General features: G+C 62.9%; 19 protein-coding genes. 14 read left to right on the top strand and 5 right to left on the bottom strand.

The annotated features are described in order from the left end of the window. Positions 1-18 precede the first annotated feature (18 nt). Entirely contained in the window at positions 19-1,416 is a 1,398-nt protein-coding gene (locus RTH74_RS09390) for a pectin acetylesterase-family hydrolase (protein WP_316914490.1), read from the bottom strand. Between the two features lie 568 nt (positions 1,417-1,984). On the opposite strand from RTH74_RS09390, the gene RTH74_RS09385 reads away from it, so the two are divergent. From RTH74_RS09385 to nuoN, 13 genes are all read left to right on the top strand, one after another. Beyond that, positions 1,985-2,398 (top strand): NADH-quinone oxidoreductase subunit A, encoded by a 414-nt coding sequence (locus tag RTH74_RS09385; RefSeq protein ID WP_037055877.1) that lies wholly within the window; start codon positions 1,985-1,987, stop codon positions 2,396-2,398. A 10-nt stretch (positions 2,399-2,408) separates the two neighbouring features. Continuing rightward, positions 2,409-3,086: a NuoB/complex I 20 kDa subunit family protein gene (locus RTH74_RS09380; protein ID WP_013715478.1), complete on the top strand. Its 678-nt coding sequence runs from the start codon at positions 2,409-2,411 to the stop codon at positions 3,084-3,086. Positions 3,087-3,149: 63 nt separating this feature from the next. Next, positions 3,150-4,931 carry an NADH-quinone oxidoreductase subunit C/D gene (nuoC, locus tag RTH74_RS09375; RefSeq protein ID WP_316914489.1) on the top strand — a complete coding sequence of 594 codons (1,782 nt, stop codon included), beginning with the start codon at positions 3,150-3,152 and terminating at the stop codon, positions 4,929-4,931. Positions 4,932-4,933: 2 nt separating this feature from the next. Beyond that, positions 4,934-5,428: an NADH-quinone oxidoreductase subunit NuoE gene (gene nuoE / locus RTH74_RS09370; RefSeq protein WP_420713148.1), complete on the top strand. Its 495-nt coding sequence runs from the start codon at positions 4,934-4,936 to the stop codon at positions 5,426-5,428. Continuing rightward, the gene (gene nuoF / locus RTH74_RS09365) at positions 5,425-6,771 is read left to right on the top strand and encodes an NADH-quinone oxidoreductase subunit NuoF (RefSeq protein WP_316914488.1); all 1,347 of its coding nucleotides are present in this window, start codon (positions 5,425-5,427) and stop codon (positions 6,769-6,771) included. Before nuoE ends, nuoF begins: the two co-directional genes overlap by 4 nt. A 58-nt stretch (positions 6,772-6,829) precedes the next feature. Further along, positions 6,830-9,538 carry an NADH-quinone oxidoreductase subunit NuoG gene (gene nuoG, locus RTH74_RS09360; RefSeq protein WP_316914487.1) on the top strand — a complete coding sequence of 903 codons (2,709 nt, stop codon included), beginning with the start codon at positions 6,830-6,832 and terminating at the stop codon, positions 9,536-9,538. Further along, complete coding sequence (gene nuoH / locus RTH74_RS09355) at positions 9,535-10,527, top strand: NADH-quinone oxidoreductase subunit NuoH (RefSeq protein WP_099523903.1); 993 nt, start codon at positions 9,535-9,537, stop codon at positions 10,525-10,527. Before nuoG ends, nuoH begins: the two co-directional genes overlap by 4 nt. Before the next feature lie 11 nt (positions 10,528-10,538). Continuing rightward, entirely contained in the window at positions 10,539-11,087 is a 549-nt protein-coding gene (nuoI, locus tag RTH74_RS09350) for an NADH-quinone oxidoreductase subunit NuoI (RefSeq protein ID WP_003460474.1), read from the top strand. Positions 11,088-11,096: 9 nt separating this feature from the next. After that, entirely contained in the window at positions 11,097-11,606 is a 510-nt protein-coding gene (gene nuoJ / locus RTH74_RS09345) for an NADH-quinone oxidoreductase subunit J (protein WP_041979356.1), read from the top strand. Then, entirely contained in the window at positions 11,603-11,911 is a 309-nt protein-coding gene (gene nuoK / locus RTH74_RS09340) for an NADH-quinone oxidoreductase subunit NuoK (RefSeq protein ID WP_003460477.1), read from the top strand. The genes nuoJ and nuoK overlap by 4 nt, the downstream gene beginning before the upstream one ends. After that, positions 11,908-13,758: an NADH-quinone oxidoreductase subunit L gene (gene nuoL, locus RTH74_RS09335; protein WP_316914486.1), complete on the top strand. Its 1,851-nt coding sequence runs from the start codon at positions 11,908-11,910 to the stop codon at positions 13,756-13,758. The genes nuoK and nuoL overlap by 4 nt, the downstream gene beginning before the upstream one ends. A 15-nt stretch (positions 13,759-13,773) precedes the next feature. Further along, the gene (gene nuoM, locus RTH74_RS09330) at positions 13,774-15,303 is read left to right on the top strand and encodes an NADH-quinone oxidoreductase subunit M (protein ID WP_316914485.1); all 1,530 of its coding nucleotides are present in this window, start codon (positions 13,774-13,776) and stop codon (positions 15,301-15,303) included. Between the two features lie 19 nt (positions 15,304-15,322). Beyond that, entirely contained in the window at positions 15,323-16,807 is a 1,485-nt protein-coding gene (gene nuoN / locus RTH74_RS09325; RefSeq protein WP_143503842.1) for an NADH-quinone oxidoreductase subunit NuoN, read from the top strand. 128 nt (positions 16,808-16,935) lie between these two features. Here the strand turns inward: nuoN and tam are convergent, their stop codons facing one another. Beyond that, positions 16,936-17,697, bottom strand: a complete 762-nt coding sequence (tam, locus tag RTH74_RS09320) for a trans-aconitate 2-methyltransferase (protein WP_316914484.1) — start codon at positions 17,695-17,697, stop codon at positions 16,936-16,938. A 312-nt stretch (positions 17,698-18,009) separates the two neighbouring features. Between tam and RTH74_RS09315 the strand changes: the two genes are divergently transcribed. Beyond that, complete coding sequence (locus tag RTH74_RS09315) at positions 18,010-19,017, top strand: TRAP transporter substrate-binding protein (RefSeq protein ID WP_316914483.1); 1,008 nt, start codon at positions 18,010-18,012, stop codon at positions 19,015-19,017. Between the two features lie 24 nt (positions 19,018-19,041). Here the strand turns inward: RTH74_RS09315 and RTH74_RS09310 are convergent, their stop codons facing one another. From RTH74_RS09310 to RTH74_RS09300, 3 genes are all read right to left on the bottom strand, one after another. Further along, on the bottom strand, positions 19,042-21,090 hold the full coding sequence (locus RTH74_RS09310) for an EAL domain-containing protein (protein ID WP_316914482.1): 2,049 nt from the start codon (positions 21,088-21,090) through the stop codon (positions 19,042-19,044). 155 nt (positions 21,091-21,245) lie between these two features. Next, positions 21,246-22,715 carry an efflux transporter outer membrane subunit gene (locus tag RTH74_RS09305; protein ID WP_316914481.1) on the bottom strand — a complete coding sequence of 490 codons (1,470 nt, stop codon included), beginning with the start codon at positions 22,713-22,715 and terminating at the stop codon, positions 21,246-21,248. Then, the gene (locus RTH74_RS09300; protein WP_316914480.1) at positions 22,712-25,816 is read right to left on the bottom strand and encodes a multidrug efflux RND transporter permease subunit; all 3,105 of its coding nucleotides are present in this window, start codon (positions 25,814-25,816) and stop codon (positions 22,712-22,714) included. The genes RTH74_RS09305 and RTH74_RS09300 overlap by 4 nt, the downstream gene beginning before the upstream one ends. Between the last annotated feature and the right edge of the window lie 91 nt (positions 25,817-25,907).

The following is a 25,907-nucleotide window of genomic DNA, read 5'->3' as shown; positions in this document are numbered from 1 at the left end:
CGTTGGTTCAACCCCTGTTCAGAGCATCTGGTCCAGCAGGTAATAAAGCAGATTGAAGGGTTTGTTGCGGTCAGCCATATCACTGCTTTCCGAAGCATCCAGTACCTGTCCACTGCCATCGAGAACGCTGCTGACGAAGTTGTCCAACTGCAGATTCTGCTCCTGGATATCGGAGTTGGCGAACTCGATGATGCTGGTGCAATGGCTTTCGTTGACGTTACGGAACTGCGGGAAATAACCACCGACATTACCCAGGCTGGCCAGTTGGCTGCGCAGACGCGTGGTGTCCGTCGCCCAGCGCTGCTTGATCAGGGCCTCCTTGGCAGCCTGGTTCGGCGCATTGACGATCTCCGGGTAGAAGCGCTCATAGGAATAGGATGAATAGTTCAGGTCCTGCCAGAAATGCGTATGCCCCATGCGATCACCCGGCAGATTGCTTGAAAGCGCCGGATACAGGCTGCCCAGGTCGTTGCTGTTGAAGCCCGGCAGACGCGCCTGCAGGTACTGCAACGGCCCCTGAGCGGCATCGAGGCCCCAAGCCTGACGGATCAGGGTCTGCAGCGGATAAGAGGGGTACACCTGATTATCGCCAGCCAAGGCGGTATACACCGGCCCGGAATCATTGATCAGATAACCACGATCCGGCGCGATGTCCTGGCGCAGATTGGCGTAGTTGGTCAGGCTGCCGGCGCCGCCTGCACTGCACCCCGTGGTGAGCATCTGCGTCGGTCGTGGCAGGTTGTCCTTCAGCCACCCGGCCACCGCGCGCATGTTACGCAAGCCGTTGTGGTGCCATACCAACGGCGGATTTGCCCCTTGCGGGTCTTCGTAGATCGCCACCTTGTCGCCGGAGTAGATATCGCCCGTGCAATACGGCACGTAGACCATGTTCCAGTTCTGCGTCTTGACGCGCGTCCAGGGGTGCAGACGCACGACGAAGGGGCTGACCAGACTTGCGCCCGGATTGAGCAGCGACATGTAGTCATTGGCAATCCCATCCGGATTGCGCGCACCACGTATGCCACTTTGCCCGCTGCAACTGGCGTAGTCCCAGCAGGCACCACCGCCCTCCAGGTAAACGATGGTATTGCGCGTGTTCGGCACGCGATTGATGAAGAACTTGTATGGCGAGCCATTGCCGCACACCGCACCGGTCTGCGGCGCCATCTGAATCGTTTGCCAACCGTAGTAATTGCCGGGATTGAAGCCGCTGTTGAAACCACTCGGGTTAGCCAACAACGGGTAGGGTCCGACACGCTGCGCAGGCGTCACCGGATTGTCGGCCCTGGGCGGCGACACCAGATTGCTCAAGCTCTGCCAGAAATTGTAATCACCCAATTCCGCGCTGGCAGGCGCGCTCAGGGCTAGCAACAGAACGGCTGGGACAATACGCGGCAACGACTGGACAACAGGCATGGCAAAACCCCTCATATTGTTATTCGTACGAAGGGTCGGCATACCCAGGCAGGGCAACATCGCAGACCCAGCGGATGGTGGGCACTGCTCGATCAACTGCGCATCGCCGTGGGGCGATTCATGCACGCTAGTACAAGATCAGTTGGACAGCACCTGGAGATGAATAACGTTTAGTGATAAGCCATGCCGCCGGCTATGCGCTTTGAGAATCCAGCAAGCCATTCGATGCTTTCGCCTTAACACCAAAGTGGCAGCGAATTGCTCATCTCGCTGAGGGCAATCACGCTGCGAAATGAGGCAAATTAGCCGGATGAATGCGCCTTGGAATTGCCAGAGCAGAGTCATCAGCTATAGTCCTGAAACGCCAGCCCACACGGCTCGCTTCAGAATTACACCGATGCGACAAATCAATCAGAAATGATCGAATTTCAGGAATAATTTTTCTCTGAAAAATTTACTTACAGTTGGTCTGCACATAGTATTGTATACACACTTCGCGCCAACGCCCTCGACGGTGTCTGGTCGCTAAATAGATTAAAAGCCGTTCCTTAATTCAAGGAGTACCGGCATGCCTGATGCGGTAACGACCATGTCCCAGAACTGGGCTTTCGCTGTTTTCTTGCTGGGTGTCTGCGGGCTCATCGCCTTCATGCTCGGCGTTTCCAGCCTGCTCGGCAGCAAGGCCTGGGGGCGCAGCAAGAACGAACCCTTCGAGTCGGGCATGCTTCCCACCGGCAGCGCGCGCCTGCGCCTGTCAGCCAAGTTCTATCTGGTCGCGATGCTCTTCGTGATCTTCGACGTTGAAGCCCTCTATCTCTTCGCTTGGGCAGTCTCGGTGCGCGAAAGCGGCTGGGCGGGCCTGATCGAAGCTACAGTTTTCATAGCAATTCTGTTGGCAGGTCTTGTCTATCTTTGGCGTATCGGCGCGCTCGATTGGGCACCGCAGGGACGTCGTGAACGGCAGGCGAAGCTAAAACAATGAGGCTTTGGCGATGCAATACAAACTTACTCGGGTCGACCCGAATGCGCCCAACGAGGCGTATCCGATCGGCCAGCGGGAGGTCGTTTCCGACCCGCTGCTAGAGGATCAGGTTCACAAGAACATCTACATGGGCAAGCTCTCGGACGTGCTTAACGGCGCGGTCAACTGGGGGCGCAAGAATTCCTTGTGGCCGTACAACTTCGGCCTGTCCTGCTGCTATGTGGAAATGACCACCGCCTTCACCGCCCCGCATGACGTGGCGCGTTTCGGTGCGGAAGTCATTCGCGCATCACCCCGCCAGGCCGACTTCATGGTCATCGCCGGCACCTGCTTCATCAAGATGGCGCCGGTCATCCAGCGCCTCTATGAGCAGATGCTGGAGCCCAAGTGGGTCATCTCCATGGGTTCATGCGCCAATTCCGGCGGCATGTACGACATCTACTCGGTCGTTCAGGGCGTGGACAAGTTCCTCCCCGTGGACGTCTACATTCCCGGCTGCCCGCCCCGTCCCGAGGCGTTCCTGCAAGGCTTGATGCTGCTGCAGGAATCCATCGGCCAGGAGCGCCGCCCGCTATCCTGGGTCGTTGGCGATCAAGGCATCTACCGTGCCGAAATGCCTTCGCAGAAGGAACAGCGCCGCGAGCAGCGAATCGCCGTTACCAACCTGCGTAGCCCCGACGAAGTCTGAGCCGATGCTTGCCTGCGCAAGCGTCATGCCCACTTTCTACGTTGATCGACAGCGACCGAGACCATGACTCAAGACACCGTTGTGTCCATACCGCCTTACAAGGCTGACGACCAGGACGTCGTCGCCGAACTGCGCGCCCGTTTTGGCGACGACAGTTTCACCCTGCAAGCGACCCGCACCGGCATGCCGGTTCTCTGGGTCGCCCGTGAGCGCCTCATCGAAGTGCTCACCTGCCTACGCAACCTGCCGCGCCCCTACGTGATGCTCTATGACCTGCACGGCGTCGACGAACGCCTGCGTACCCAGCGCCGCGGCCTGCCGGACGCCGACTTCACGGTGTTCTATCACCTGATGTCGCTGGAGCGTAATAGTGACGTAATGATCAAGGTCGCCTTGTCCGAGCGCGACCTCAACCTGCCTACCGCCACCGGCATCTGGCCCAACGCCAACTGGTACGAGCGCGAAGTCTGGGATCTGTACGGCATCACCTTCACCGGCCACCCGCACCTGAGCCGGATCATGATGCCGCCGACCTGGGAAGGTCACCCGCTGCGCAAGGACTACCCGGCGCGCGCCACTGAATTCGATCCGTTCAGCCTGACCCTGGCCAAGCAGCAGCTCGAGGAAGAGGCAGCGCGCTTCCGCCCCGAAGACTGGGGCATGAAACGCGGCGGTGAGCACGAGGACTACATGTTCCTCAACCTCGGCCCCAACCACCCCTCTGCCCACGGCGCCTTCCGCATCATCCTGCAGCTCGACGGCGAAGAGATCGTCGATTGCGTGCCGGAAATCGGCTACCACCACCGTGGCGCCGAGAAGATGGCCGAACGGCAGAGCTGGCACAGCTTCATCCCCTACACCGACCGCATCGACTACCTCGGCGGGGTGATGAACAACCTGCCCTACGTGCTCTCGGTGGAAAAGCTCGCCGGTATCAAGGTGCCGGCCCGTGTCGACTTCATCCGCGTGATGCTCGCCGAGTTCTTCCGCATCACCAGTCACTTGCTGTTCCTCGGCACCTACATCCAAGACGTCGGTGCGATGACGCCGGTGTTCTTCACCTTCACCGACCGCCAGCGCGCCTACAAGGTGATCGAAGCCATCACCGGTTTCCGCCTGCACCCGGCCTGGTACCGCATCGGCGGCGTCGCCCATGACCTGCCGCGCGGTTGGGACAAGCTGGTCAAGGAATTCGTCGACTGGCTGCCCAAGCGCCTCGACGAATACGAGAAGGCCGCGCTGAAGAACAGTATCCTCAAGGCCCGTACCATCGGTGTGGCGCAGTACAACACCAAGGAAGCGCTCGAGTGGGGCACCACCGGCGCCGGCCTGCGCGCCACCGGTTGCGACTTCGACCTGCGTAAGGCGCGCCCCTACTCCGGCTACGAGCACTTCGAGTTCGAGGTGCCGCTGGCGGCCAATGGCGATGCCTACGACCGCTGCATGGTGCGCGTGGAAGAGATGCGCCAGAGCATCCGCATCATCGACCAGTGCCTGAAGAACATGCCGGAAGGCCCGTACAAGGCTGACCACCCGCTGACCACGCCGCCGCCGAAAGAGCGCACGCTGCAGCACATCGAAACCCTGATCACCCACTTCCTGCAGGTTTCCTGGGGCCCGGTCATGCCGGCCAACGAAGCCTTCCAGATGATCGAGGCGACCAAGGGCATCAACAGCTACTACCTGACGAGCGACGGCAGCACCATGAGCTACCGCACCCGGATTCGCACCCCCAGCTTCGCCCACCTGCAGCAGATCCCTTCGGTGATCCGCGGCAGCATGGTGGCGGATCTGATCGCCTACCTGGGCAGTATCGACTTCGTCATGGCCGACGTGGACCGCTGATCATGAATACGCTTATCAAGACAGACCGTTTCGTTCTCAGCGAAACCGAGCGCTCGGCCATCGAGCACGAGATGCACCACTACGAAGACCCGCGCGCTGCCAGCATCGAAGCGCTGAAGATCGTGCAGAAGGCCCGCGGCTGGGTGCCTGACGGCGCCGCTGACGCCATTGGCGCGATCCTCGGCATTCCCGCCAGCGACGTCGAGGGCGTGGCCACCTTCTATAGCCAGATATTCCGTCAGCCGGTGGGCCGCCACGTGATTCGCGTATGCGACAGCATGACCTGCTACATCGGCGGCCATGAATCGGTGGTCAGTGAGATGCAGAAGCAGCTTGGCATCGGCCTCGGCCAGACCACCAGCGATGAGCGTTTCACCCTGCTGCCGGTGTGCTGCCTAGGCAACTGCGACAAGGCCCCGGCGCTGATGATCGACGACGACACCTTCGGCGATGTGCAACCTGACGGCGTCGCCAAGCTGCTGGAGGCCTACAAATGAAGACCCTCACCTCCATCGGCCCAGCCAACCGCATCACTCGCAGCGAAGAAACCCATCCGCTGACCTGGCGCCTGCGTGACGACGCCCAGCCGGTATGGCTGGAGGAATACCAGCAGAAGAACGGCTACGCGGCTGCACGCAAGGCACTGACCGAGATGGCCCAGGCCGACATCGTGCAGACCGTCAAGGAGTCCGGCCTCAAGGGCCGTGGCGGCGCAGGCTTCCCCACGGGTGTGAAGTGGGGCCTGATGCCGGCTGACGAATCCATGAACATCCGCTACCTGCTGTGCAACGCGGACGAAATGGAGCCCAACACCTGGAAAGACCGCATGTTGATGGAACAGCTGCCCCACCTGCTGGTGGAAGGCATGCTGATCTCGGCGCGCGCGCTCAAGGCCTATCGTGGCTACATCTTCCTGCGTGGCGAGTACGTCGACGCCGCGGCCAACCTCAACCGCGCCATCGAGGAAGCCAAGGCCGCCGGCCTGCTCGGCAAGAACATCTTTGGTAGCGGCTTCGATTTCGAGCTGTTCGTGCACACCGGCGCCGGCCGCTACATCTGCGGCGAAGAAACCGCGCTGATCAACTCGCTGGAAGGCCGCCGCGCCAACCCGCGCGCCAAGCCGCCCTTCCCGGCTGCCGTCGGCGTCTGGGGCAAGCCGACCTGCGTCAACAACGTCGAAACCCTATGCAACGTGCCCGCGATCATTTCGGGCGGTGTCGACTGGTACAAGAGCCTCGCCCGCCCAGGCAGCGAAGACCACGGCACCAAGCTGATGGGCTTCTCCGGCAAGGTGAAGAACCCCGGCCTGTGGGAACTGCCGTTCGGCGTCACCGCCCGCGAGCTGTTCGAGGACTACGCTGGCGGCATGCGCGACGGCTACAGGCTCAAGTGCTGGCAGCCTGGCGGCGCCGGTACCGGTTTCCTGCTGCCCGAGCACCTCGAGGCGCAGATGTACGCCGGCGGCATCGGCAAGGTCGGCACGCGTATGGGCACCGGCCTGGCGCTTGCGGTCGACGACTCGATCAATATGGTTTCCCTGCTACGCAACATGGAAGAGTTCTTCGCCCGCGAGTCCTGTGGCTGGTGCACGCCATGCCGCGATGGCCTGCCGTGGAGCGTGAAGATCCTCCGCGCCCTGGAACGCAAGCAAGGTACCGCCGAAGACATCCAGACCCTGCTCGGCCTGGTCAACTTCCTCGGCCCGGGCAAGACCTTCTGCGCGCATGCGCCAGGCGCCGTGGAGCCGTTGGGCAGTGCCATCAAGTATTTCCGTGAAGAGTTCGAGGCTGGTGTGGCCCAGGTGGCGAGTACGCCCCGCACGCCGGCAACCGCGAGCTGAACAGACGAATTCCCTTAGCCAGCCGCTTTAACCAGCGGGTAAACGAAGACTTAAAGAAATGGCCACTATCCACGTAGACGGCAAAGATTTCGAAGTCGATGGAGCAGACAACCTCCTGCAGGCCTGCCTGTCCCTCGGACTCGATATCCCCTACTTCTGCTGGCACCCGGCGCTTGGCAGCGTCGGTGCGTGCCGCCAGTGCGCGGTCAAGCAGTACAACGACGAGAACGACACCCGTGGTCGTATCGTCATGTCCTGCATGACGCCCGCCACCGACAACACCTGGATCAGCATCGACGACGACGAGTCCAAGGCGTTCCGCGCCAGCGTCGTCGAATGGCTGATGACCAACCACCCACACGACTGCCCTGTGTGCGAGGAAGGTGGTCACTGCCACTTGCAGGACATGACGGTGATGACGGGGCACAACGCCCGGCGCTACCGCTTTACCAAGCGGACTCATCAAAACCAAGAGTTGGGCCCGTTTATCGCCCACGAGATGAACCGCTGCATCGCCTGCTACCGCTGCGTGCGCTACTACAAGGATTACGCCGGCGGCACCGACCTGGGCGTCTACGGCGCGCATGACAATGTGTACTTCGGCCGCGTCGAGGACGGCACGCTGGAAAGCGAGTTCTCCGGCAACCTGGTCGAGGTCTGCCCGACCGGCGTGTTCACCGACAAGACCCACTCCGAGCGCTACAACCGCAAGTGGGACATGCAGTTCGCCCCGAGCATCTGCCACGGCTGCTCCAGCGGCTGCAACATCAGCCCCGGTGAGCGCTACGGCGAACTGCGCCGCATCGAGAACCGCTTCAACGGCTCGGTGAACCAGTACTTCCTCTGTGACCGTGGCCGCTTCGGCTATGGCTACGTCAACAATGCAGATCGCCCGCGTCAGCCGCTGCTGGCTGGCCAGGCCATCGGCATCGATGCCGCGCTGGACAAGGCCGCCGAGTTGCTCAAGGGCAAGCGTGTGATCGGCATCGGCTCGCCGCGCGCCAGCCTGGAATCCAACTTCGCTCTGCGCGAACTGGTGGGCGCCAGCAACTTCTATAGCGGCATCGCCGCCAGCGAACTGGCCAATATCCGCCTGATCCGCGACATCCTGCAGAACGGCCCACTGCCGACGCCGACCCTGCGCGATGTCGAGCTGCACGACGCCATCTTCGTTCTTGGTGAAGACCTGACCCAGACCGCCGCACGCATGGCCCTGGCCCTGCGCCAGGCGGTCAAGGGCAAGGCCACCGAGATCGCTGCCGGTGCGCGTATTCAGGATTGGCACATGGCGGCCGTGCAGAACGTTGCGCAGCATGCTCGTCACCCGCTGTTTATCGCCAGCGTCGCGGAAACCCGCCTGGACGACGTGGCCGCCGAAAGCGTGCAGGCCGCCCCGGCCGACCTGGCTCGCATCGGTTTCGCCGTGGCTCACGCCATCGACCCGAGCGCACCGGCCGTCGACGGTCTGGAAGCCGAGGCGCAAGCGCTGGTACAGCGCATCGCCGATGCCCTGCTGGCAGCCCAACGCCCGCTGATCGTCTCCGGCGCCTCGCTGGGCGACAAGGCCTTGATCGAAGCCGCCGCCAATATCGCCAGCGCGCTGAAGAACCGCGAGAAGAACGGCTCGCTGAGCCTGGTGGTGCCCGAAGCCAACAGCCTGGGCCTGGCACTGCTGGGCGGTGAGTCCGTCGATGCTGCGCTGGATACCTTGAGCAACGGCCAGGCCGATGCCGTCATCGTGCTGGAAAACGACCTGTACCGCCGCGCCGATGCCGCCACGGTCGATGCAGCGCTCAGCGCCGCACAGACAGTGATCGTCGCCGATCACCAGCGCACCGCCACCAGCGAACGCGCCCACCTGCTGCTGCCGGTGGCCAGCTTCGCCGAAGGCGACGGCACCCTGGTCAGCCTCGAAGGCCGCGCCCAACGCTTCTTCCAGGTCTACGAGCCGAGCTACTACGACGCGGGTATTCTGATCCGCGAAGGCTGGCGCTGGCTGCACGCGCTGCACAGCACCCTGCAAGGCAAAGCAGTAGACTGGACACAACTGGATCAGGTCACCGCAGCCTGCGCCGCCAGCAACCCGCTGTTGGCCGGGATCAAGGACGCCGCGCCTAGCGCCTCGTTCCGCATCAAAGGCCTCAAGCTCGCCCGCGAGCCGCACCGCTACAGCGGCCGCACCGCCATGCGCGCCAACATCAGCGTGCACGAGCCGCGTCAGCCGCAGGATCAGGACAGCGCCTTCGCCTTCTCCATGGAAGGCTACGCCGGCAGCAAGGAAGATCGGCAGCAGATTCCGTTTGCCTGGTCGCCGGGCTGGAACTCGCCGCAGGCCTGGAACAAGTTCCAGGACGAGGTCGGTGGTCATCTGCGTGCCGGCGACCCCGGCGTGCGCCTGCTCGAAGCCGCCGGTAGCGCCCTGCCCTGGTTCGCCGTCAATGCTGCGTTCAACCCGGCAGCTGGCACCTGGCAGGTGGCGCCGCTGCACCACCTGTTCGGCAGCGAGGAAAACTCCGCGCGTGCCAAACCGATCCAGGAACGCATGCCCGAGCCCTACGTGGCCCTGGCCCGTGATGAGGCGGCACGCCTGGGCGTGAACGACGGTGCGCTGCTGGCCCTGCGCGTCAATGGCCAGGCACTGCGCCTGCCACTGCAGGTGCGTGATGATCTGGCCGTCGGTCTGGTCGGCCTGCCGGTTGGCCTGCCGGGCATTCCGGCAACAGTCGCCGGCGCCAGCGTGACCCTGCTGCAGGAGGCCGCGCAATGAGCTGGTTGACGCCCGAACTGATCGAGATCGTCATCGCGGTACTCAAGGCCATCGTCATCCTGCTGGTGGTGGTGGTCTGCGGCGCGCTGCTGAGCTTCGTCGAACGCCGTCTGCTCGGTTGGTGGCAGGATCGCTACGGCCCCAACCGTGTGGGGCCGTTCGGCATGTTTCAGATCGCCGCCGACATGATCAAGATGTTCTTCAAGGAGGACTGGACGCCGCCGTTCGCCGACAAGTTCATCTTCATCCTGGCGCCGATGATCGCCTTCTCGGCGATGCTGATGGCCTTCGCCATTATCCCCATCACCCCGAACTGGGGCGTGGCGGACTTGAACATCGGCATCCTGTTCTTCTTCGCCATGGCGGGCTTGTCGGTGTATGCCGTGCTGTTCGCTGGCTGGGCAAGCAACAACAAGTTCGCCCTGCTCGGTGCCCTGCGTGCTTCGGCGCAGACGGTGTCCTACGAGGTGTTCCTGGCCCTGGCTCTAATGGGCGTGGTGGCGCAGGTTGGCTCGTTCAACATGCGCGACATCGTCGATTACCAGGCGCAGAACCTGTGGTTCATCATTCCGCAGTTCTTCGGCTTCTGTACTTTCTTCATCGCTGCTGTCGCGGTGACCCACCGTCACCCGTTCGACCAGCCGGAAGCCGAGCAGGAGCTGGCCGACGGTTACCACATCGAATATGCCGGGATGAAATGGGGCATGTTCTTCGTTGGCGAGTACGTGGCCATCGTCACCGTTTCGGCCCTGCTGGTAACCCTGTTCTTCGGTGGCTGGCACGGCCCGTTCGGCATCCTTCCGCAGATTCCGTTCTTCTGGTTCGCGCTGAAAACGGCCTTCTTCATCATGATCTTCATCCTACTGCGCGCGTCGATCCCACGCCCGCGCTATGACCAGGTCATGGCCTTCAGCTGGAAGTTCTGCCTGCCGCTGACCCTGATCAACCTGCTGGTGACCGGCGCCGTCGTGCTGGCCACGGCCCAGTAAGGAGAAAAGCAATGTTCAAGTACATCTGGGACGTGCTGGTCGGTACCGGCACCCAACTGCGCAGCCTGGCCATGGTATTCAGCCATGGCTTTCGCAAGCGCGACACCCTGCAATACCCGGAAGAACAGGTCTATCTGCCGCCGCGCTACCGTGGCCGCATCGTCCTGACCCGCGACCCCGACGGCGAGGAACGCTGCGTCGCCTGCAACCTGTGCGCCGTGGCCTGCCCGGTGGGTTGCATCTCGCTGCAGAAAGCCGAGACCGATGACGGTCGCTGGTATCCGGAGTTCTTCCGCATCAACTTCTCGCGCTGCATCTTCTGCGGCCTGTGCGAGGAAGCCTGCCCGACCACCGCAATCCAGCTCACCCCCGACTTCGAGATGGGCGAGTTCAAGCGCCAGGATCTGGTGTACGAGAAGGAAGACCTGCTGATCAGCGGCCCCGGCAAGAACCCGGACTACAACTTCTACCGCGTTGCCGGTATGGCCATCGCCGGTAAGCCCAAGGGCGCCGCGCAGAACGAGGCCGAGCCGATCAACGTGAAGAGCCTGCTGCCTTAGGAGTTTCTGATGGAATTCGCGTTTTACTTCGCCGCCGGTGTGGCGGTGGCAGCAACGGTCGGGGTGGTCACCAATACCAACCCGGTGCATGCCCTGCTCTATCTCATCGTCTCGCTCTTGGCGGTATCGATGGTGTTCTTCGCCCTCGGTGCGCCCTTTGCCGGTGCGCTGGAAATCATCGTCTATGCCGGCGCCATCATGGTGCTGTTCGTGTTCGTGGTGATGATGCTCAACCTTGGCCCGGCTGCCGCCGAGCAGGAGCGCAAGTGGCTGACGCCCGGTATCTGGGTCGGCCCGGCGATTCTCAGCGCGCTGCTGCTCGGCCAGTTGCTCTATGTGCTGCTGAATCATGTCAGCGACGCCCATATCGGCCACACCACGGTGGAAGCCAAGGCCGTCGGTATCAGCCTGTTCGGCCCCTACCTGCTGGCGGTAGAGCTAGCTTCCATGCTGCTGCTCGCCGCACTGGTCGCTGCCTACCACCTGGGCCGCCATGACGCCAAGGAGCCCACCGTATGACCGGCATCCCACTCGAACACGGCTTGGCCCTGGCCGGCGTGCTGTTCTGCATCGGCCTGGTCGGTCTGATGGTGCGGCGCAACATCCTGTTCATCCTGATGAGCCTGGAAGTGATGATGAACGCTGCTGCACTGGCCTTCGTGGTTGCCGGCGCCCGTTGGGGCGCGGCTGACGGCCAGGTGATGTTCATTCTGGTGATCACCCTGGCAGCCGCCGAGGCCAGTATCGGCCTGGCGATCCTGCTGCAGCTGTATCGCCGCTTCAACACCCTGGATATCGACGCTGCCAGCGAGATGCGCGGATGAACCTTCTAGCCCTGACTCTATTTTTCCCGCTGCTCGGCTGGCTGCTGCTGGCCTTCTCGCGCGGACGCTTCTCGGAAAACACCAGTGCTCTGATCGGTGTCGGCTCCATCGGCCTGGCCGCCGCCAGCGCTGCCTGGGTCATTGCCGCCTTTCTCGGCAATCCGCCGGCTGACGGCACCTACAGCCTGACCCTATGGCAGTGGATGAGCGTCGAAGGCCTGGCGCCGAGCTTCACCCTGCATCTGGATGGTCTGTCGGCGACCATGCTCGGTGTGGTCACCGGCGTGGGTTTCCTGATCCACCTGTTCGCCAGCTGGTACATGCGCGGCGAGGAAGGCTATTCGCGCTTCTTCGCCTACACCAACCTGTTCATCTTCAGCATGTTGCTGCTGGTATTAGGCGACAACCTGCTGGTGCTGTTCTTCGGCTGGGAAGGCGTCGGCCTGTGCTCGTACCTGCTGATCGGCTTCTACTACAAGCACGTACCCAACGGTAACGCAGCGCTCAAGGCCTTCATCGTCACCCGCGTCGGCGACGTGTTCCTGATGATCGGCATGTTCCTGCTGTTCATCAACCTCGGCACCCTGAATATTCAGGAGCTGATGGTGCTGGCACCGCAAAAATACGTGGCCGGTGACGCCTGGCTGTGGGTCGCCACCCTGATGCTGCTGGGCGGCGCGGTCGGTAAATCCGCCCAATTGCCGCTGCAGACCTGGCTGGCCGACGCGATGGCCGGCCCGACCCCGGTGTCGGCGCTGATCCACGCGGCGACCATGGTGACCGCGGGCGTCTACTTGATCGCCCGTACCCACGGCCTGTTCCTGCTGACCCCGGAGATTCTCGAACTGGTCGGCATCGTCGGCGGCGTGACCCTGGTGCTGGCCGGTTTCGCCGCACTGGTGCAGACCGACATCAAGCGCATCCTCGCCTACTCGACCATGAGCCAGATCGGCTACATGTTCCTCGCCCTCGGCGTCGGCGCCTGGGACGCGGCGATCTTCCACCTGATGACCCACGCCTTCTTCAAGGCCCTGCTGTTCCTCGCTTCCGGTGCGGTGATCCACGCCTGCCACCACGAGCAGAACATCTTCAAGATGGGTGGTCTGTGGAAGAAGCTGCCGCTGGCCTACGCCAGCTTCGTCGTAGGCGGCGCGGCGCTGGCCGCCCTGCCGCTGCTGACCGCCGGCTTCTACTCCAAGGATGAAATCCTCTGGGAGGCCTTCGCCAGCGGCCATAGCGAGCTTCTCTACGCTGGCCTGGTTGGTGCCTTCCTGACCTCGATCTACACCTTCCGCCTGATCTTCATCGCCTTCCACGGCGAGCAGAAGACCGAGGCGCACGCTGGTCATGGCATCGCCCACAACCTGCCGCTGATCGTACTGATCGTGCTGTCGACCTTCATCGGCGCCTGGATCACCCCGCCGCTGGCTGGCGTGCTGCCGGAAAGTGCCGGCCATGCCGGTGGCGAGGCCAAGCACAGCCTGGAACTGCTCTCGGGGCTGATCGCGGTGAGCGGTATCGTCATCGCCGCCCTGCTCTTCCTCGGCCGGCGCCGCGTTGCCTCTGCCGTGGCGCAGAGCGCGCCAGGCCGCCTGTTGAGCGCCTTGTGGTTCGCCGCCTGGGGCTTCGATTGGCTCTACGACAAGCTGTTCGTGCGCCCCTACCTTGCGCTCTGTCATCTGCTGCGCCGCGACCCCATCGACCGCGGCATCGGCCTGATTCCGCTGCTCGTGCGTGGCGGCAACGCCGCACTGGTACGCAGCGAGAACGGCCAGGTGCGCTGGTACGCCGCTTCGATCGCCGGGGGCGCCGTACTGGTGCTCGCCGCCATCCTCTTTCTGAGTTAAGGAAAACAGCCTGTCATGATTCTGCCCTGGCTAATCCTGATTCCCTTCATCGGCGGCCTGCTGTGCTGGCAAGGCGAGCGCTTCGGCCACGTCCTGCCGCGCTGGATCGCCCTGATCACCATGGGCCTGCTGTTCGGCCTGAGTCTGTGGCTATGGGTCAGCGGTGACTTCACCCTGGCGCCGGCCCCGGACGGCGGCCCGCGCTGGGCCCACGAGTTCGTCATCGACTGGATCCCGCGTCTGGGGATCACCATCCACCTGGCGATGGACGGCCTGTCGGTGCTGATGGTGGTGCTCACCGGCCTGCTCGGTGTGCTCTCGGTGCTCTGCTCGTGGAACGAGATCCAGAACCGCGTCGGCTTCTTCCACCTCAACCTGATGTGGATTCTCGGCGGCGTGGTCGGCGTGTTCCTCGCCGTCGACCTGTTCCTGTTCTTCTTCTTCTGGGAAATGATGCTGGTGCCGATGTACTTCCTCATCGCGCTCTGGGGTCATAGTGGCAGCGACGGTCGTACCCGTATCACCGCCGCTACCAAGTTCTTCATCTTCACCCAGGCCAGCGGCCTGATCATGCTGGTGTCGATCCTGGCCCTGGTGTTCGTACACTTCAACCAGACCGGCGTGCTCAGCTTCAACTATGCCGACCTGCTGAAGACCGAACTGGCGCCGGGCACCGAATACTTGCTGATGCTCGGTTTCTTCATCGCCTTCGCGGTGAAGTTTCCGGTGGTGCCGGTGCACTCCTGGCTGCCGGATGCCCATGCCCAGGCGCCTACCGCCGGTTCGGTGGACTTGGCGGGTATCCTGCTGAAAACCGCCGCCTACGGCCTGCTGCGCTTCGCCCTGCCGCTGTTTCCCAACGCTTCGGCCGAATTCGCACCCATCGCCCAGTGGCTCGGCGTGTTCGCCATCATCTATGGCGCGCTATTGTCGTTCGCGCAGACCGATATCAAGCGCCTGGTGGCCTACTCCAGCGTCTCGCACATGGGCTTCGTGCTGATCGCCATCTATTCGGGCAGCCAGATTGCCCTGCAAGGTGCGGTGGTGCAGATGGTCGCCCACGGCCTGTCCGCTGCTGCCCTGTTCATCCTCTGCGGCCAACTGTACGAGCGCGTGCACACCCGTGACCTGCGCCAGATGGGCGGGATCTGGGCGCGCATGCCCTGGCTGCCGGCCATCAGCCTGTTCTTCGCCGCTGCGGCTCTGGGTTTGCCGGGCACTGGCAACTTCGTGGGTGAATTCCTCATTCTGCTCGGCAGCTTCCCCAGCGCACCCTGGGTCGTGGTGCTGGCTGCCACCGGCCTGGTGCTCGGCTCGGTGTACGCCCTGGCGATGATTCACCGCGCCTACTTCGGCCCGGTGCAACAGGACGCGCCGCTGCCCGGCCTCAAACCGCGCGAGCTGGCCATGGTGCTCGGCCTAGGCGTGCTGCTGATTCTGCTTGGCGTTTACCCGCAACCGGTGCTCGACACCTCCGCTGCCAGTATGCACGGCGTGCAGCAGTGGATGGCTGGCGCCCTCGATCAACTCGCCTCGGGCCGGTAAGGGTAAGGATTAGAGACTCATGGAACATCACGCTGTCGACTTCACCCTGCAACACCTGATCGCCCTGCTGCCGCTGCTGGTGACCAGCCTTACCGCAGTCGTGGTGATGCTGGCCATCGCCGCTAAGCGCAATCACACGGTGACCTTCATCCTTTCAGTGGTGGGCCTGAACCTGGCGCTGCTGTCGCTGATCCCAACGCTGGAGGTGGCGCCGCTAGAGGTCACCCCGCTGCTGCTGATCGACACCTTCGCCTGCTACTATATGGCCCTGGTATTGGCCGCCAGCCTGGCCTGCATCACGCTGATCCATGCTTACCTGGGCGGTGATTCGGGCAAGGGCTATCCGGGCAACCGCGAGGAGCTGTACCTGCTGGTATTGCTGTCCGCAGCCGGTGGTCTGGTGCTGGTCAGCGCGCAGCACCTGGCCAGCCTGTTCATTGGCCTGGAACTGCTGTCGGTACCGACCTACGGCATGATCGCCTACGCCTTCTTCAACAAGCGCTCGCTGGAGGCCGGCATCAAGTACATGGTGCTGTCGGCCGCTGGTTCGGCCTTCCTGTTGTTCGGCATGGCGCTGCTGTATGCCGAGTCTGGCAACCTGGCCTTCGCCGATATCGGCGCCAGCCTGATGCGCGAGAGCAGCCAGTTGGTGCAGATCGGCATCGGCATGATGCTCATTGGCCTGGCCTTCAAGCTGTCGCTGGTGCCCTTCCACCTGTGGACGCCGGACGTCTACGAAGGTGCCCCTGCGCCGGTGGCCGCCTTCCTGGCCACTGCCAGCAAGGTGGCGGTGTTCGCCGTGCTGCTGCGCCTGTACCAGATATCCCCGGCCATGAGCGGCGGCTGGCTGAGCGAGCTGCTGACCCTGATCGCCATCGCCTCAATCCTGGTCGGTAACCTGCTGGCCCTGCTGCAGAACAATCTCAAGCGCCTGCTGGGTTACTCCTCCATCGCTCACTTCGGTTACCTGCTGGTGGCATTGGTGGCGAGCAAGGGCCTGGCGGTGGAAGCCGTGGGCGTGTACCTGGCCACCTACGTGCTGACCAGCCTGGGTGCCTTCGGTGTGATCACCCTGATGTCCACCCCTTACAGCGGTCGCGATGCCGATGCGCTGTACGAGTACCGTGGCCTGTTCTGGCGCCGTCCGTACCTGACCGCCGTGCTCACGGTGATGATGCTGTCGCTGGCCGGCATTCCGCTGACCGCAGGCTTTATCGGCAAGTTCTACGTGATCGCTGCCGGCGTCGAGGCGCAACTGTGGTGGCTGCTCGGCGCCATGGTGCTGGGTAGCGCCATCGGCGTGTTCTATTACCTGCGGGTGATGGTCACCCTGTTCATGCGCGAGCCCAACCTGCATCGCCACGACGCGCCTTTCGACTGGGGCCAGCGTGCGGGCGGTATCATGCTGCTGGTGGTGGCCCTGCTCGCCTTCTTCCTCGGCGTGTACCCGCAGCCGTTGCTGGAACTGGTGCAGCAGGCAGGACTGGTCGCCCTGGCGCAGTAAGCGAAGCCCCGCAAACGAAGAGCCCCCGCAGATGCGGGGGCTTTCTTTTAAGGGTCGCGGSTAAAGCCCCTCCCACACAGATTCATGGTGACTTGTGGGAGGGGCTTTAGCCGCGACAGCTTGTTGCGCTAACGTCGCGCGATCAGGAACAGCCGTGGAAACGGCAGTAACACTCGACCATCGGCCTGCGCCGGGTAGGCTTCACTGATCGCCGCCTGATAGCGTTCGAGAAAAGCTGCCTGCTGCTCGGCATCCAACGGCTGCAGGAATGGCAGCAACGCAGTGGATCTGAACCACTCAACCACCGCTGCAGCATTGTCCAGCACATGGAAATAGGTGGTACGCCAAATATCCAGCTCACTGGCCTGAGTGCTAAGGATGTCGTAGTAAGTCTGCGCGCTGTGCCGCTCGGCATGACGAACATCACCGATCTGCGCAGCCCATGGCCTATCAGCCGCTACTTCACGAGCCAGGCGATGCGCGGGTTCCTGCAGGTTGTCCGGCGTCTGAATCGCCAACCAGCCACCAGGTGCCAACTGCGCCAGCAATCTCGGGTATAGCTGGGCGTGATCGGGCAGCCATTGCAGCGAGGCGTTGGCGAGGATCAGCTGCGGGGCGCTTTCGGCCTGCCAGTGCTGGATATCCGCCAACTGGAAGCTGACCTGCGGCAAACGCTCACGTGCCGCGCGCAACATATCCTCGCTGCTGTCGATGCCGATCACCCGCGCCTCGGGCACATGCGCCTGCAACACGGCCGTGGAGTTTCCAGGGCCACAGCCCAAGTCGACGGCCAGCTCGGCGGCATCGCGCGGCACCGCCGCCAGCAGGTCATGTACCGGGCGGGTACGCTGGCGTTCGAACAGAGAATATTGCTGGGCAGACCAACTCATCAGAAAACTCCTGGCTTCATTCGACCGGCAGAGGATAACAGGCCACGCGCCGCACTCCGCCACCGGCAGTTTTCCGCTGTAAAGCTGCTGGCACATGGCGGTTATCCGCCACCACCTGTGCGCCAGATCACAGGCTTTTTACCAGCCCTGGCAGGCTGGCGGAAATTCGCCACACTGGCATAACCCTTGCCATGCAAGGATCAGCTCTGAACTGTCTGGGATGCTGCCTATATCCCCATAGCAGAACAGTGGAGCGACCAACACGAGGCCGCCGTAAAGGCGTCGCAACCGACAAGAAGAAAAGGAAGCAGTATGTTCAATCCAGTCCGCGCCCTGGCCGCATGCGCCTTGGCGTTAGCCTCTCTTGGTGCCAATACGGCACTGGCCGATGAACCTATCCTGATCAAGTTTTCCCACGTCGTCGCCGATGGCACGCCCAAGGGCCAGGGCGCACTGATGTTCAAGCAACTGGTCGAGGAGCGCCTGGCCGGCAAGGTCAAGGTTGAGGTCTACCCGAACTCCAGTCTTTACGGTGATGCCAACGAGCTGGAAGCCCTACGCAATGACGAGGTGCAGCTGCTGGCGCCCTCCCTGGCCAAATTCGAGCAGTACACCAAACAGTTGCAGGTGTTCGACCTGCCCTTTCTGTTCGACGACATCGAAGCGGTCAATCGCTTCCAGAAGCGCTCCAAAGGCCGCCAACTGCTGCGCTCGATGGAAGACCACAACATCGTCGGCCTGGCCTATTGGCACAACGGCATGAAGCAGCTCTCTGCGACCCGCGCGTTGCATACACCCGGTGACGCCAATGGTCTGAGCTTCCGCATTCAGCCCTCAGCGGTGCTGGAGGCGCAATTCGGCCAGGTTGGCGCTAGCACCCAGAAGCTGCCCTTCGCAGAAGTGTTCAAGGCGCTGCAGAGCGGCCAGGTGCAAGGTGCGGAGAACCCCTGGTCGAACATCTACAGCCAGAAGCTGCACGAAGTACAACCGTTCATCAGCGAAACCAACCATGGCGTGCTGGACTACATGCTGGTGAGCAACTCACGCTTCTGGTACGGCATCCCGCATCAGATCCGTGTGGAGTTGGAAGCCATCATCGATGAAGTCACCTATGCGGTGAACAAACAGGCCGAAGCCGCCAACCAGGCTGACCGCCAACGCATCATCGACTCCGGCCGAAGCCAATTGATCACCCTCAGCAGCGAAGAGCGCGAAGCCTGGCGCAACGCCATGCGCCCGGTCTGGCAGCAGTTTGAATCGGTGATCGGCAGCGACGTGATCAAGGCCGCACAGACGGTCAATCGCAAGCAGCGCAATTGATGGCGGATATCCGCCAAGCAGCGATCAGCTGGGAATATGCTCGGGCGGTAGTGGATGCCCGAGCAGGTAACCCTGCAACGAGTCACAGCCCAATTCGGTAAGGAACGCCTGTTGCTCGGGCGTCTCGACCCCTTCGGCGACGATGCGCAGGTCAAGCGCCTGGCCCAGGGCAACGATGGCGGAGACGATGGCCATGTCATCGCCGTCGTGCTCCAGGTCCCGCACGAAGCCACGGTCGATCTTCAGTTCGTTAGCTGGCAAACGCTTGAGATAGAGCAGGCTGGAATAGCCGGTACCGAAATCGTCGATGGCGATGTCCACACCCATTTCGGCGAGCTGCTCGAGAATCACTTGGCTGGCGCTCACATCATGCATGGCAGTGCTTTCGGTGATTTCCAGAGTCAGGCAATTGGCCGGCAGCGCATGCCTGGCCAAGGTCTGGCGCACAGTTTCGACCAGCTCACCATGGCAGAACTGTAGCGCCGAGAGGTTCACCGCCACGCGCCAGTCCTGATGGCCCTGCTCATACCACAAGCGCATCTGCCGACAGGCTTCATCCAGCACCCAATCTCCAATCGGGATGATCAAACCGGTCTTCTCCGCCAGCCCGATGAAGCGCACCGGTGCCAGCAACCCCTGTTGCGGATGCTGCCAACGCAGCAAGGCCTCGGCACCCAGCATGCGCCCAGAGCCGCTGGCGAACTTTGGCTGGTAGTGCAGGCGCAGCTCGCCGCGCTCCAGGGCAACGCGCAGATCATGCAGCAACTGCAGTTGCTGCCGCGCATTGGTGTTCATCGAACTCTCGAAGAAGCTGTAACCGTTCTTGCCCAGACTCTTGGCGTGATACATCGCGGCGTCAGCATTGATCAGCAGCTCCTGCTGATCGATACCATCTCCCGGATACAGGGCAATTCCCACGCTGGTGGAAACGCGCAGCTCATGACCGTCGATCTCGAAGGGCTGACTGAGCAGCCCCACCACATGGCTGGCCACGTTGCTCGCATCATCCGGATGACGCAGCTCGGCCAGCAGCACGAACTCGTCACCACCGATACGCGCCAGGCTGTCATTGGCGCGTAGATGGGCACGCAGACGCTGCGCCACCGCGACCAACAATTGATCACCAACGTGATGACCAAAGGCATCGTTTACCGGTTTGAAGCCGTCCAGGTCCATGAACAGCAAGGCGAAATAACCGCCGTTGCGCTGCAACTTGAGGATGTTCTGATTGATGCGATCTTCCAGCAGCAGGCGATTGGGCAGCTTGGTCAGACCATCGTGCAGCGCCAATTGGGTGAGTTCGGCATTGGCCTTGGCCAGCGAACTGCTCAACAGCTCGGTGCGCGCTTCCAGACGTGCGTCGAGAATCGAGGTCAGCAAGGCGATGGCCAGCACGGCAAGGGTTGTAACGATCACCAGACTGGCCAGCCAACCGCTGTCCAGGCCGCTGAAGGCCGCGCCGCAGACGCTGCCTTCGGGGAAATTCGCAGCTGCCATGCCGGTGTAATGCATGCCGACGATGGCAAAGCCCATGATCACCGCCGCCCCGCCGCGCAACAAACGCACATGGCGCGTGTGACGGCGCAAGCGGAAGGCGATGAGCAAGGCAGCGCCAGAGGCGGCGACAGCGATCAGCAGCGACAGCGCGAAGAGCAACGGGTCATAGACGATACCGGGCTGCATGCGCATCGCGGCCATGCCGATGTAATGCATGGCGCCGATGCCGGCGCCCATGGCTACGGCGCCCAGGCATAGATGCCAGGCCGGCAGTTCGGGCTGGCTGACCAACCACAAGGCAAAGCCTGAGGCGAGCATGGCGATGGCCAGTGAGAGCAGGGTGATGGCAAGGTCGTAGCCAAGGTCTATCGGCAGTCTGAAGGCGAGCATGCCGACGAAGTGCATGGACCAGATGCCGAGCCCCATGGCCACGGCACCACCGCCGATCCACAGCACCCGGGCCGCGCCTTGGGCTCCAGTAATACGCCCCGCCAGGTCGAGGGCGGTATAGGACGCCAGGATCGCCACGCACAGCGAGAGAAAGACCAGGGCGAAATCGTAACTACCAATCAGCATCGCGGAACTCTGAACAGAAAGGACGCACGACCGAAGGGCAAAAGCTGCCCCACACCAATAATGGCCAGTTGCGATCACTTGATACTAGAGTGCGAATCTTAGCGGAAACTTAGCTCCCAGGTCAGGCTGCGCATGCACCTGATGCTTATTCTCCTCTACTGACTCTCGCCATCGTGCAATTGCTGCAGCTGCCAGCCGCCACCCAGAGCAGCGATCAACTGCACACTGGCTGTCAGCCGGCTACCCAGCAGGGTGAGGTTGGTACGTTCGTTGTTCAGCGCAGTGGCCTGTACGGTGACCACGCTGTTGTAGTCGACGGTACCGGCGCGGTACTGGTTTTCGATCAGACGCAGCGACTCGCGCGCCGCATCCAACGCCTCCTGCTGCACCCCGCTCTCCTGCTCCAGCACGCGCAACTGCACCAGGTAGTCCTCCACCTCGCGGAAGCTGTCCAGCACCGCCTGGCGGTATTGCGCCACGGTCTGATCATAGGCGGCTTCGCTGCGCTCCAGCTCCGCGCGGCGCGCACCGCCGTCGAACAGGGTCAGCGCCAGTTGCGGGCCTAGCGACCAGAAGCGGTTGGGTACCTCGATCCAGTCGGCGAAGCTGCTGCCCCGGTAACCACCGCTGGCCGAAATTGTCAGATCGGGGAACCACGCCGCTTCCGCCACGCCGATCTGCGCATTGGCTGCCATCACCCGGCGCTCGGCGGCGGCGACGTCAGGACGGCGCTCGAGCAACTGCGAAGGCAGCGCCATGGGCACCTGGGGCAATGCCGGCAAGCTCTCGCGTGGCGCGATGGACAGTTCGGCCGGGCTGACGCCCACCAGCACGGCAATGGCATGTTCCAGCTGCGCGCGCTGCCACTCGAGATCGATGGCCTGTGCCTGGGTGCTCTTGAGCTGGGTGGTGGCCTGGGATACGTCGGACTTGGGCACGATCCCGGCGCGGTACTGGTTCTCGGTCAGGCGCAGCGAACGCGCATAAGCCGCTACGGTGGCATCGAGCAAACGCTTCTGTTCGTCGAGCACGCGCAGTTGCAGGTAGTTCTGCACCAGCTCGCTCTGCAGGCTCAGGCGCGCTGCGGCCAGATCGGCCGCGCTGGCATCGAACTCGGCACGACTGGCCTCCAGACCACGGCGCAGTTTGCCCCAGAGATCCAGCTCCCAGGCGGCATTGAGGCTGAGGTCGTAGCTCTTGGAGATGCTTGATGCTCCAGAACCGCTGACGGTGACACCATCAGCGGTGCGGATGGTGCTGTCACCGCCGCCCTGCCCGGCCCGCGTCACGCCGGCGCTGCCGGACAGCGTCGGGTAGAAGCTCGCCCGCGCACCACGTACCAACGCCCGCGCCTGGCGATACTGGGCCTCGGCGGCGGCCAGATTCTGGTTCGACAACTGCAGACGCTCGGCCAGCGCATCGAGCTCGGCGTCGCCGTACAGCGCCCACCAGTTGCCACGTTCCAGAGCATCGGCCGGCGCTGCGGTTTTCCAACCCTCGACCTGTTTGAACTGCGCAGGTGCCGCCAGTTCGGGACGCTGATAGTCAGGCCCCAGGGCGCAGCCGCCCAGCACGCCGGCGAGCAGCAAGGAGACAAGAGTTCGGGCGAAAGGAGCTCGATTCATAGCGGATTTTCCAACGAAGCATCGGTGCGCACGCCGCGCCAGCGGTTGACGCGATGGCGCAGGCGGTCGAAATAGAGGTAGACCACCGGAGTGGTATAGAGCGTCAGCATCTGGCTCAGCACCAGACCACCGACGATGGTGATACCCAGCGGTTGACGCATCTCCGAACCTTCGGCACTGCCCAGCACCAGCGGCAAGGCGCCAAGGATCGCAGCCAGGGTGGTCATCATGATCGGTCGGAAACGCAGCAGACACGCCTGGCGGATGGACTCCTGCGGACTCAGGCGCTCACCGCGCTCCAGCTGCAGGGCCAGATCGACCATCAGGATGGCGTTCTTCTTGACGATGCCGATCAGCAGGAACAACCCCAGCAGCGAGATCAGGCTGAACTCCATGCCCACCAGTTGCAACGCCAGCAAGGCACCTACCCCAGCCGAGGGCAAGGTCGAGAGGATGGTCAGCGGATGCACGTAGCTCTCGTAGAGCACGCCCAACACGATGTACACCACCACCAAAGCCAGCAGGATCATCAGCGGTTGATTGCCCTGGGTCTGCTGGAATGCCGCGCCGGTACCGCCCAGCATGCCCTGCACCTCGACGGGCAGGCCGACGCGCGCCACGGCGTTATCGACGACGCGGCTGGCCTGATCCAGGCTGACACCTTCGGCCAGGGAAAAGCCGATGCTCTCGGCGGCGAACTGGCCCTGGTGGTTGACCCGATCCTCTTCCAGGCTGCGCTCCCAATGGGCGAAGGTGGACAGCGGCACCCGTGCGCCATCGGCGGTAATCAGCTGAATCTGGTCCAGCGCCTCGGGATGCTGGGCGTAGCGTGGGTTGATCTCCATCACCACGCTGTACTGGTTCAGCGCTTCGTAGATGGTGGAAACCTGACGCTGACTGAAGGCGTTATTGAGCACCGCGGTGATCATGCTCATTTCCACGCCCAGGCGCTGCGCAGCCTCGCGATCAACTACCAGACGAATCTGCTGGGCTCCACTGTTCTCGCGGGCGTCGATATCGGTCAGCTCGGGCAGCGCACGCAGCGCCTCGCGTACCTTGGGTAGCCACTCACGCAGGGCATCGAGATCGCCCGAGAGCAGCATGTACTCGTTCTCCGAACTACGCCCCTCGCGCCCGCCGATCTGCAGGTCCTGATCCGGCATGAGGAACATGCGCCCACCGGGCACCTTCGGCACCGTGGCACGCAGGCGGTTGATCACCTGTTGCGATGACACGCCGCGCTCGCTGATGGGCTTCAGGCGCACGATCATGAAGGCATTGTTGATCCCGCCTGCGCCGCCGATGAAGCCAGCGACGCTGTCCACCGCCGGATCGGCCAGCACAGCCTTGCGGAAAATTTCCATCTTCGGCTGCATGACCTGGAAGGACAGCCCATTGTCGCCGCGGATGAAACCGATCAACTGGCCAGTATCCTGCTGCGGCATGAAGGTCTTGGGAATGCTGACGAACAGATAGACGTTCAACGCGATGGTCGCCAGCAGGCTGATGACCATCAGCAACGAATGACGCAACGCCCAGTCCAGCGAACGCCCGTAGATATCCAGCACCCGCGTCTGCAGGCGATCACCCCATTGCTGCAGGCGGCCGCGCGGCTGTTCGTCCTCGGCCTTGAGCCAACGCGCGCAAAGCATCGGCGTCAAGGTCAACGACACCAGCAAGGAAATCACCACCGCCACGGCCAGGGTAATGGAGAACTCGCGAAACAGCCGCTCGACGATGCCGCCCATGAACAGGATGGAGATGAACACCGCCACCAGCGACAGGTTCATCGACAGTAAGGTAAAGCCCACCTCACGCGTGCCTTTGAACGCCGCAGCCATTGGCTTCTCGCCGTTATGGATGTGCCGGGCGATGTTCTCCAGCACCACGATGGCATCGTCCACCACCAGCCCGGTGGCGATGATCAGCGCCATCAGCGACAGGTTGTTCAGCGAGAAACCCAGCAGGTACATGGCGGCGAAACTACCGATCAGCGACACCGGCACCGCCAGCGCCGGAATCAGCGCGGCGCGCCAGCGCCCGAGAAACGCCAGCACCACCAGGATCACCAGCCCCACGGCAATCAGCAGCGTCTGCTCAGCCTCGTGCAGGGTGGCACGGATTACCGGCGAGCGATCCATCGCCACCTCCAGCTCGACGCTGGCAGGAATCACCTCACGCAGCGCTGGCAGCTCGGCGCGGATGTCGCTGATGGTCTGCAGGATATTCGCCCCGCTCTGCCGGTTGATCACCAGTAGCACCGCTTCCTTGTCGTTGTAGAAGCCGCTGTTGTAGCGGTCTTCGACGCCATCGGTAACCGTGGCCACGTCACCCAGGCGTACGGCAGCGCCGTCCTGGTAGCGGATGATCATCGGCAGATAATCGGCAGCCTTAGCCAGCTGGTCGCTGGCCTGCACCTGCCAGCGGCGCTGCTCGTCCTCGACCGCGCCCTTGGGACGCAGGGCGTTGCTGGCTGCGATGCTCTGGCGCACTTCGTCCAGCGCAATGCCATAGTGATCGAGCAGGCGCGGCTCGAGGGAAACCCTTACTGCCGGCAGCGAACTACCACCAACCTGCACCTCGCCCACACCGCCAACCTGGGACAGCTTTTGCGCCAGGATGGTTGAAGCAACGTCGTATAGCTGGCCCTTGTTCAACGTGGTACTGGTCAGCGACAGCACCATGATCGGTGCCTGCGACGGGTTGATCTTGCGATAGCTGGGCATGGTGCGCATGCCGCTGGGCAGCAGTTCGCGCGCCGCATTGATCGCCGCCTGTACCTCGCGCGCCGCGGTGTTGATGTCCTTGTCCAGGTCGAACTGGATCATGATCCGCGTGCTGCCCTGGCTGCTGCGGCTGTTCATCTGGCTGACCCCGGCGATCGAACCGAGCGAGCGTTCCAGCGGCGTGGCCACGGTCGAGGCCATGATCTGCGGACTGGCGCCAGGCAGGCTGGCCTGCACGGTGATGGTGGGGAAATCCATCTGTGGCAACGGCGCCACCGGCAGCAGGCCGAAGCTGACGCCGCCGAGCAGCATGATCGCCAGGCTCAGCAGTAGCGTGGCCACCGGACGGCGAATGAAGGGGGCGGAGAGGTTCATGCGCGCCTGGCCTCAAGGCTTCGCCAGCCCTGTAGGGCACCTCTAAAAACTACCTGCGTTGCTATCGCTGCGTTAAAAACAGGCTCAAAAT

Source organism: Pseudomonas sp. zfem001, assembly GCF_032621725.1.
Lineage (GTDB): Bacteria > Pseudomonadota > Gammaproteobacteria > Pseudomonadales > Pseudomonadaceae > Aquipseudomonas > Aquipseudomonas sediminis.
Note: the sequence above shows the minus strand (reverse complement) of the source record. Positions and strands in the feature narration are given on the sequence as shown.

What these genes read in the sequence shown, in the direction of transcription:
- RTH74_RS09390 (WP_316914490.1), bottom strand. Translation starts at nt 1,416, where the DNA reads ATGCCTGTTGTCCAGTCGTTGCCGCGTATTGTCCCAGCCGTTCTGTTG.
- RTH74_RS09385 (WP_037055877.1), top strand. Translation starts at nt 1,985, where the DNA reads ATGCCTGATGCGGTAACGACCATGTCCCAGAACTGGGCTTTCGCTGTT.
- RTH74_RS09380 (WP_013715478.1), top strand. Translation starts at nt 2,409, where the DNA reads ATGCAATACAAACTTACTCGGGTCGACCCGAATGCGCCCAACGAGGCG.
- nuoC (WP_316914489.1), top strand. Translation starts at nt 3,150, where the DNA reads ATGACTCAAGACACCGTTGTGTCCATACCGCCTTACAAGGCTGACGAC.
- nuoE (WP_420713148.1), top strand. Translation starts at nt 4,934, where the DNA reads ATGAATACGCTTATCAAGACAGACCGTTTCGTTCTCAGCGAAACCGAG.
- nuoF (WP_316914488.1), top strand. Translation starts at nt 5,425, where the DNA reads ATGAAGACCCTCACCTCCATCGGCCCAGCCAACCGCATCACTCGCAGC.
- nuoG (WP_316914487.1), top strand. Translation starts at nt 6,830, where the DNA reads ATGGCCACTATCCACGTAGACGGCAAAGATTTCGAAGTCGATGGAGCA.
- nuoH (WP_099523903.1), top strand. Translation starts at nt 9,535, where the DNA reads ATGAGCTGGTTGACGCCCGAACTGATCGAGATCGTCATCGCGGTACTC.
- nuoI (WP_003460474.1), top strand. Translation starts at nt 10,539, where the DNA reads ATGTTCAAGTACATCTGGGACGTGCTGGTCGGTACCGGCACCCAACTG.
- nuoJ (WP_041979356.1), top strand. Translation starts at nt 11,097, where the DNA reads ATGGAATTCGCGTTTTACTTCGCCGCCGGTGTGGCGGTGGCAGCAACG.
- nuoK (WP_003460477.1), top strand. Translation starts at nt 11,603, where the DNA reads ATGACCGGCATCCCACTCGAACACGGCTTGGCCCTGGCCGGCGTGCTG.
- nuoL (WP_316914486.1), top strand. Translation starts at nt 11,908, where the DNA reads ATGAACCTTCTAGCCCTGACTCTATTTTTCCCGCTGCTCGGCTGGCTG.
- nuoM (WP_316914485.1), top strand. Translation starts at nt 13,774, where the DNA reads ATGATTCTGCCCTGGCTAATCCTGATTCCCTTCATCGGCGGCCTGCTG.
- nuoN (WP_143503842.1), top strand. Translation starts at nt 15,323, where the DNA reads ATGGAACATCACGCTGTCGACTTCACCCTGCAACACCTGATCGCCCTG.
- tam (WP_316914484.1), bottom strand. Translation starts at nt 17,697, where the DNA reads ATGAGTTGGTCTGCCCAGCAATATTCTCTGTTCGAACGCCAGCGTACC.
- RTH74_RS09315 (WP_316914483.1), top strand. Translation starts at nt 18,010, where the DNA reads ATGTTCAATCCAGTCCGCGCCCTGGCCGCATGCGCCTTGGCGTTAGCC.
- RTH74_RS09310 (WP_316914482.1), bottom strand. Translation starts at nt 21,090, where the DNA reads ATGCTGATTGGTAGTTACGATTTCGCCCTGGTCTTTCTCTCGCTGTGC.
- RTH74_RS09305 (WP_316914481.1), bottom strand. Translation starts at nt 22,715, where the DNA reads ATGAATCGAGCTCCTTTCGCCCGAACTCTTGTCTCCTTGCTGCTCGCC.
- RTH74_RS09300 (WP_316914480.1), bottom strand. Translation starts at nt 25,816, where the DNA reads ATGAACCTCTCCGCCCCCTTCATTCGCCGTCCGGTGGCCACGCTACTG.